This is a genomic window from Paenibacillus melissococcoides (assembly GCA_944800085.1).
GTDB classification, from domain to species: Bacteria; Bacillota; Bacilli; order Paenibacillales; family Paenibacillaceae; genus Paenibacillus_B; species Paenibacillus_B melissococcoides.
Genome location: CALYLO010000013.1, coordinates 193131 through 199635 on the forward strand (window position 1 = coordinate 193131; position 6505 = coordinate 199635).

The window sequence follows — 6505 nt, forward strand, 5'->3', positions numbered from 1 at the left end:
CCCAAGTTCTCCGTTCCCAGAGATGCCAGCTCCCCAAGAGCCCGGCGCGTGTCGAATGTGGCCTCTACTGGCTTCAGCACCGAGTCCGATATTTGCATCCCGACTCCGGCCATCAACAGACCAGTTTTCGTCATACTGCCGAAGCTTTGGTTCAATCTATCAATCTTGCTTACTGACCCGTCCACTGTTGCGTTAATACGTGACATTGGGCCGGATAACTGGTCAATCATTCCTACGATGACTGAAAGCCTAAAAATAGAATCCAGACTCACAACATTATCACCCCGTTCCATTTTCCTGATATTGGTGGTATATTTGTCTTATACATATAGTGAAGAGGAGGAACTCCAAATGGTTGGTATTGCATTTGCGTTTAAACTGCTTGTATTCGCCATCTGTGCGGGTGCAGTGATATCCATCCTCATCTTTGTACCGCTCACCATATATGTCATTCCGTATTGCCTATGGGTCGGGAACGAGCAAACAATGGGCCGCCACCAGGATAAGAAAAAAGAGGGGATTCGAAAGACCGTCAAGCACGCTACCATCCTATATCGAAGCTGGATTCGAAGAGAGAAGCCATCCTTTTTAGGGGATGGCCTTTTTACTCCCCGAAGACTTTTGTAATTGCCCTCGCTAGGATGTTCTCTTCAAGCTCCTGGATGACTCTAGCTTGAGCAAGGCCCGAATAAACTCATCCATGTCCATGTCTCCGACTTCTTTCCCCTTTAGAACAGCAGGAGGCAAAAACCGATAGATTTCCAGCATGCCGGACTCTATAAAATTGGTTTTTACCTCCTGGAGACAGCTATCTAAAGTAGCTTTAAATTTACGTCCTTGCTCAGGCCTAACATGGTGAGAAGCTTCTCCCCAAGTGATAAAGCAAAAGCTGGGTATTCTTCGAGGTGCGCCTCCAACTGTGCGGCCTGTTCATCGACGACATTGTCCATGACGAACGCACGCAGAGCTTTCGTCGGACTTTGAGATGCTGTCTTCACATAGCGGTCATAGCTGGCCGTCTTCGGCTTACGGAAATAATATTCGATTTCAAGATTAGAAGAATCGTCTTGCTCAATCGTTGCTAATAAACGGTACACCTTGCCATATCGAGCCTTATATACTTCGATTGGAGTTGGTTCGAGTACGGCGATCTCAGTTTCTTTGGTCATTATAGATACCTCCGAATTTTGTCATCTATTTTGATAAATAATGCAATCAGATAGGCTTGACTCCGTCTCTGTCAATGCCATTGACGATGATAAAGTCAAGGTCAACCTTCAGTGACTTGTCTCCCTGGGCATTCTTGTGTGACGCCTTTGTGAAAGTGACCGTATTCAGGACGTCCGTCCGTGTCCGCCCGCCGCCGTCGGCGTAGCTGACGACGATTTTCGGGATCACAAGGCGGTACAGCCCAAGATTTTTACTCTTGCAGTACTGGACAATGTCGTCATAGTCATCCCGCAGCAGGCTCAGCTTGCCCTCTGATTTATAATTTCCTTCGCCGTATCCGTGGCCGTTGCCCTTTGCCGTAAGCGACTTCCTTTTCCAGTTCATCATCGTAGGATATTTCTTGCACTTCCAGGGAGAGGCCCGGTATGGAGATGGTGATATCTCCCCAGTCGTATACCTTTCCATTGATAATTGCCATTGGTTATTCCCTCCCGAACGGATTTTCCATTCCAATGTCGATCTGAATCTCCCGAATATGCCCAATCGGCACATAGCGGATGATGACATCCAGTTGTTCCGATACCAGAATGTCCTGGTCTGACGGGACGATAATCCGGCCTGAAGAAATCTCCTTGGCGCGAACCATCTCATCGAGCGGCGTCTCAATGAACTTCGCTATCGTCTCCAAGCTGCCCGAAACATCGGTCATATCGACCTCGCTCTGAAGGTGGAGGAGAGCTTCCCGACGAGTCTCACGTATGATCTTGTTCTTGATGCGCACATCTTCGGCGTACCGATAATCCGATCCATCCGGGGCCATCATCTTGGCATTCGTAACATAAAAACCATCCAGCCCTTCATATCTCCGGAATGTCAGGTACTTCTCTTCATCCAGCAGGCCGACATAGTCTTCAATACCTTCTGGCAGCAGCTCCAACATCTTCGTTTCTGGAATGCTGAAGCTCTTCGTCTCGCCGATAGACTGCTGTGGCTTCGCCAGAGCATACAGCCCGCAGACAATCCCTGCATTGTTGACCACCTTTGTCCGGCCGTCCATCTTCCGATATTTTGACCAGGCGGATACGATTTGCAGGTCATAGTTGGAAAGGCCCTTGCGAGCTTCAATAAGTCGCTGGACGAATGCGTCAATAGATTCATCCATCTCCCACTGCGGAGCCTCACAAATGGCAAAGAGCGGCTTCTTGTACGTATCGCGCAGCTTCACAATCTGCTCCGAGACCGCCGTCCATAGTGGTTTGGCCGATTCGCCCACAATATGCACAAATTCGAAGGAGAAGCTGACGTTCCGCAGCTTGTCCATCGCTGCTAAAACATCCTGATTACTCATTTGCGGCGCGGTCGTCGATACGGTATAGGTGTCGCCGACCAGGAAGGATTTCGCCTTGTCTTGCTCTGCTTCCGAAAATGCAAATTTCAGGCCAGTACCCGGTATGTCCAGTACGCCACTGAGGGGGAGAGTGACCTCCTGCTCGAACAAGCCGTCAACCTCATACCGAATGGCTGCCTCATTCAGCCCGCCGCTCTCCGTCACTTGCATCGTAACCTTGACGGCATTGGATGGGTTTCCGGTGACCGTCGCGCTTCCTGTGCCGCTTCCGTCCTTCTGTACTTGCCCCACCGTGCCGGGAACGGCAGGGGAGACCGGGAAGCAATAGATTTTGCCAGCCCCATTCTCTATACTGTCCATGACGGCATCGGCCAGCGGGCTATGACCAAGCAATTCCTTGATTTTCTTGTCGTTCATATTCCCGCTTATGACGACAGGGGAGGCGGACGGTGCGGCAGCTACACCGATTTTGACATGGACTCCTTCACCTAGGTTCGTGCGGATGCCGAGTCCGCCGTCGGTGATGGTCGTCGTTACATCTCTAAGCATTTTCTATCACCTTCTTTCCGCTGATGGGGCCGGACAGGAATCTATCCACGGCCTTGCTGTAGGCAGCCATTGTCACTTGCTTGCCAGGCTTCCAGCTTTCAGCGGCAGCAACACCGTGATAAACTGCATCCGGAGTAGCGCACCGTTCCCGCAACTCTTCGACGGGGACAAGTTCCGGGGAACCCCCGTCCTTACTATCCTTGCTCGCCATATCCATCCTCCTTCTCGATGCTACGTACATGGTAATTGACCTTGGCGAAGTCCGTATCTTTGTAGACGCCGCCTCGGAAAGTCACCTTCAATTGCACTGCGATTTTTGCTTGCAAAATGCTGTCTTCCTTGTCTACCCAGTCAGCTTCCTCGACTTCAAGCGCGGTATAGTTGCCGTCAATCAAAATGCCTGGGTCGAGCAATGCCAGGAAGGCTTCGAATATGGCGTCAGCCTGCTCCTGGCTGTACTCGCCTATTACGACAACAAATGTTGTTTCGCGCTCGAACATTTTACGCCGTTTATGCTTTGCCATGTTTTCGTCGCGATAGAGCTTCTTGCTGTAGGCTCGTGAGAATGTGTCCCGATCCGGGATTACCGCGCCGACATGACTTTCTCTGTACCCTCTAAGCTCTTTCATGCTTGTGCATACCTTGCTTTTGATTCCAGCGGCCTTTAGCTTTTGGACAAGGTACTCTTTACATGTCGATATCATGCTTATTCCTCCGCTAGGGCATCTTCCAGCGTGCCCTTGATTTCGAGCATGTCCTCCTCCGATATACCGAGGTATGGACGTGCCGGAATCTTGATATTGACTTTGACCTGGCGCTTGCGTATCCAGCGGCCGTCGATTTTAAAAATCAGACCTCTGCGCGTCTTTGCCCGGATGGTTACAGAGCGGCCCTTTTCCCCAAATTGGTGAGTTCGGGCATATATTACATTCGTTCCGACTGCAAACCCTGAACCATCTGCCGTTGATTTAATGGAATTCTTCAGGCGAGCACTATCTGTCAGGGTGGAGCCATTTTCTTGTGATGCCCGGATGGAGGTACTCCAGGCCTTGCCGTCTGGGCCCTTTTGTTCCTTAAACCGTTCCAGGGTTGATGTTCGTAGCGCTTCCGCCAGAACCAGACCAGTTCTTCGAATGTCTACCTCTTGGAGTTTCCGCAGCCGCTTCATGAGCCGCCGGACATCGCCTTCAAGCCGTATACTATACATATCTCACAGCCCCCGCATGCTGGCTCGCGAAAACAGGCGTGGGCTACTCTGTGCGGAAAAGGCCGTGGCCGCTTTGCTTGAACCGTCGCTGACGCCGATATCGATAATCCCTTTTGCCACGTTCTCTAGGAACCGTATAGCCGCGTTATATCGATTCAGATAGTTCTTTTCCTTCTCGCCCTCGTCGATGCCGATGCGGCTGAACAGGTTGTATACCGCGATGTCCTTAGCATACTTGTTGATTACCTTCGGCACCCGAGAGAGGGGACGGAATACCTCTTTACGAGATACCCGTCGATTTCTCCGGATGCGTCGGCAATGGCCTCTTCGATGATGGGGGCGATCAGCTCCTCGCGTTGCTCCTCGTCCTCGATGTAGCGGTCTCCGATTAGCGCGTTCAGCGCGTCATCCTTAATCATCCCTCGGACTTCTTCCGTGGTACAGTACATTCGATTCACCTCTTATGGCGTTCAATCTTGAGACAGCTCTTCCTTTGGCGGCTCCGGATTTACTTCGTCCTCTTCGCCTGTACTTCCGTATGCCATTTGCCAGAATCCATAACCGGCATTCGAGCGGCCGTCTACGCCATAGAGGAATTGCTTACGCATGAAGACATTCTCATCCGTATCCCGATCCATGGCGACAAACCTAGCCGCCTTGCGCTCCTGGTAGATGAGCGGCTTCAGCGGCTTTGTCGTGCAGAGCAAAAACCAAGCATCTGGGCTCTCGGCCAAGTCTGGCACGACAAGCAGCTCCGCCGTGCTTTTAAATGTATTAGTCGTTCCATCAATTTGATCTGCATAAAGAATCTTGCGTCCCATTTCTTCATTGGCCGGAGAGACCACAAGCAGATTAGGCACAAGCTTCAAACTCTTGCCACCATCATCAACAAGGGACATCATGGCGCTTCTTGCAGCAGCATATGAGCGGACGGAGAGCTTTTTAGTCCCTTTGTTGCTGAAGACTTTCTCTCCGATTTTGTGCTTATCCGAGAAAAACGGCTGTTTATCGTAACACTTTTCTTTGAACCCTTTGAGCAGCAAACCAAATACCAATTCATCCGGATGAGCTGCTGCGCTTTGGCCCATATCCTGTACAATAGGGTTATACAGACCAATAGTGTCATCCTCGATATCATTGCGATCCACACCGACCGTCAGTTCATAGTCTTTGTTTTTGATGGTATAATCGGATGCTTGCAGGTTTTGGATTTCACGATCACCGACCCATTCCCGCATACGTGGCATCTTTCCAAGCCATTTGTAATTTTCCTCGCCCCCGTCGTGGATGGAACCTTCGTGGCTACTTGTTCCCACTGTGTTTTCGTCTCTTCGAATGCCTTCGTATACAAGATATTGAATGCGGTATAGATACCGCGCAGAGCCTGCTGATTAACTATCATTCCATTTCCTCCTCTATGAATTGTTCAGCTTATAACGTTTCAACAACAACGTAGCTGCCGTCAATGCCTATGACCTTACCAGCCACACTGGAGCCTGTAGCCGTGGCCGTGACGGTCTCGTCATCAACGAAATAGCAACTTTTCAGCATATCCTTAGCTGTCACTGCTCCGGTAGCTGCATTGTTCCACTTGAACACGCCGCGTCGGACACGAATGGTTGCATCCCGTCAGCACCTAACGAATTGTCTATATACTCCTCAGCTCGCCGGCTGCGATCAATTGGTTGCTTTTGCCCCCGGAACGGCCAAGCCGTTCGCGTCGATAGCGACGAATGAGCCATCAAAAATCTTGACTCCACCTTTGACCGGAATGACAAGCGTTCTTCCGTCGGCGAACTCCGTTGTATTGCGTCCTTGTGACAGTGCCATAAGGCCTTTCCTCCTCCCAATTATGTCTTTTATTTTCCGCCGTACTTCTCCAGGTCTTCATCCGAATGTCAAGCATTTTACAGACCTTCAGGCTCATCTCATCAATCCCCTTCGACTGCGCCTTTCCGTCCTCGATTTCAAGTTCACCGACCGGAACCACTTGCGGGGCCTTTTCAACAACTTTTTAAAGCCTTGCGGGTCTTTGAGTGCGTATTCTTCCGCCCAAGCCTTTTGAGCGGCGGAAATCTTGCCATCCTTCAGGGCCGTCATCACGAGCTCATCCGAATCCTTTTTATCCAGTCGCGCCTTCAGAGCATGGAACTCGAAACAGGCACGAAGCCGGAAGATTTTTCAATGCCATAATGGCCGCTGCTACGTCTTCCGTTTTCGCATCGCAACGG

The 6505-nt window shown here is 50.7% G+C and carries 10 protein-coding genes and 2 pseudogenes; 1 reads left to right on the top strand and 11 read right to left on the bottom strand.

The genetic code is table 11. The features are described 5' to 3' along the window. Positions 1-351 precede the first annotated feature (351 nt). The gene (locus tag OCY70_RS31040) at positions 352-627 is read left to right on the top strand and encodes a hypothetical protein (protein WP_261948862.1); all 276 of its coding nucleotides are present in this window, start codon (positions 352-354) and stop codon (positions 625-627) included. Between the two features lie 185 nt (positions 628-812). Here OCY70_RS31040 and OCY70_RS31045 read toward each other — a convergent pair whose 3' ends face one another. From OCY70_RS31045 to OCY70_RS31095, 11 genes and pseudogenes are all read right to left on the bottom strand, one after another. Continuing rightward, the gene (locus OCY70_RS31045; protein ID WP_213430848.1) at positions 813-1169 is read right to left on the bottom strand and encodes a DUF6848 family protein; all 357 of its coding nucleotides are present in this window, start codon (positions 1167-1169) and stop codon (positions 813-815) included. Between the two features lie 46 nt (positions 1170-1215). Then, complete coding sequence (locus tag OCY70_RS31050; protein ID WP_261948863.1) at positions 1216-1557, bottom strand: hypothetical protein; 342 nt, start codon at positions 1555-1557, stop codon at positions 1216-1218. 94 nt (positions 1558-1651) lie between these two features. Further along, a complete protein-coding gene (locus OCY70_RS31055) occupies positions 1652-3067 on the bottom strand; it encodes a DUF2586 domain-containing protein (protein ID WP_213430846.1) in 1416 nt (471 codons plus the stop codon). Continuing rightward, complete coding sequence (locus tag OCY70_RS31060) at positions 3060-3278, bottom strand: hypothetical protein (RefSeq protein ID WP_213430845.1); 219 nt, start codon at positions 3276-3278, stop codon at positions 3060-3062. The genes OCY70_RS31055 and OCY70_RS31060 overlap by 8 nt, the downstream gene beginning before the upstream one ends. After that, positions 3262-3696, bottom strand: a complete 435-nt coding sequence (locus tag OCY70_RS31065; protein WP_249725584.1) for an SON protein — start codon at positions 3694-3696, stop codon at positions 3262-3264. Before OCY70_RS31065 ends, OCY70_RS31060 begins: the two co-directional genes overlap by 17 nt. 77 nt (positions 3697-3773) lie before the next feature. After that, positions 3774-4235: a phage virion morphogenesis protein gene (locus tag OCY70_RS31070; RefSeq protein ID WP_261948844.1), complete on the bottom strand. Its 462-nt coding sequence runs from the start codon at positions 4233-4235 to the stop codon at positions 3774-3776. Positions 4236-4277: 42 nt separating this feature from the next. Then, positions 4278-4723, bottom strand: a pseudogene (locus tag OCY70_RS36415) (gp436 family protein). A 21-nt stretch (positions 4724-4744) separates the two neighbouring features. Then, the gene (locus tag OCY70_RS31085; protein ID WP_261948856.1) at positions 4745-5590 is read right to left on the bottom strand and encodes a Mu-like prophage major head subunit gpT family protein; all 846 of its coding nucleotides are present in this window, start codon (positions 5588-5590) and stop codon (positions 4745-4747) included. A gap of 5 nt (positions 5591-5595) precedes the next feature. Further along, a pseudogene (locus tag OCY70_RS36625) lies at positions 5596-5676 on the bottom strand (hypothetical protein); the annotation flags it as partial. Between the two features lie 275 nt (positions 5677-5951). After that, positions 5952-6104, bottom strand: a complete 153-nt coding sequence (locus OCY70_RS31090; RefSeq protein WP_261948855.1) for a hypothetical protein — start codon at positions 6102-6104, stop codon at positions 5952-5954. 93 nt (positions 6105-6197) lie between these two features. Further along, positions 6198-6374: a phage protease gene (locus OCY70_RS31095; protein WP_261948854.1), complete on the bottom strand. Its 177-nt coding sequence runs from the start codon at positions 6372-6374 to the stop codon at positions 6198-6200. Positions 6375-6505 lie beyond the last annotated feature (131 nt).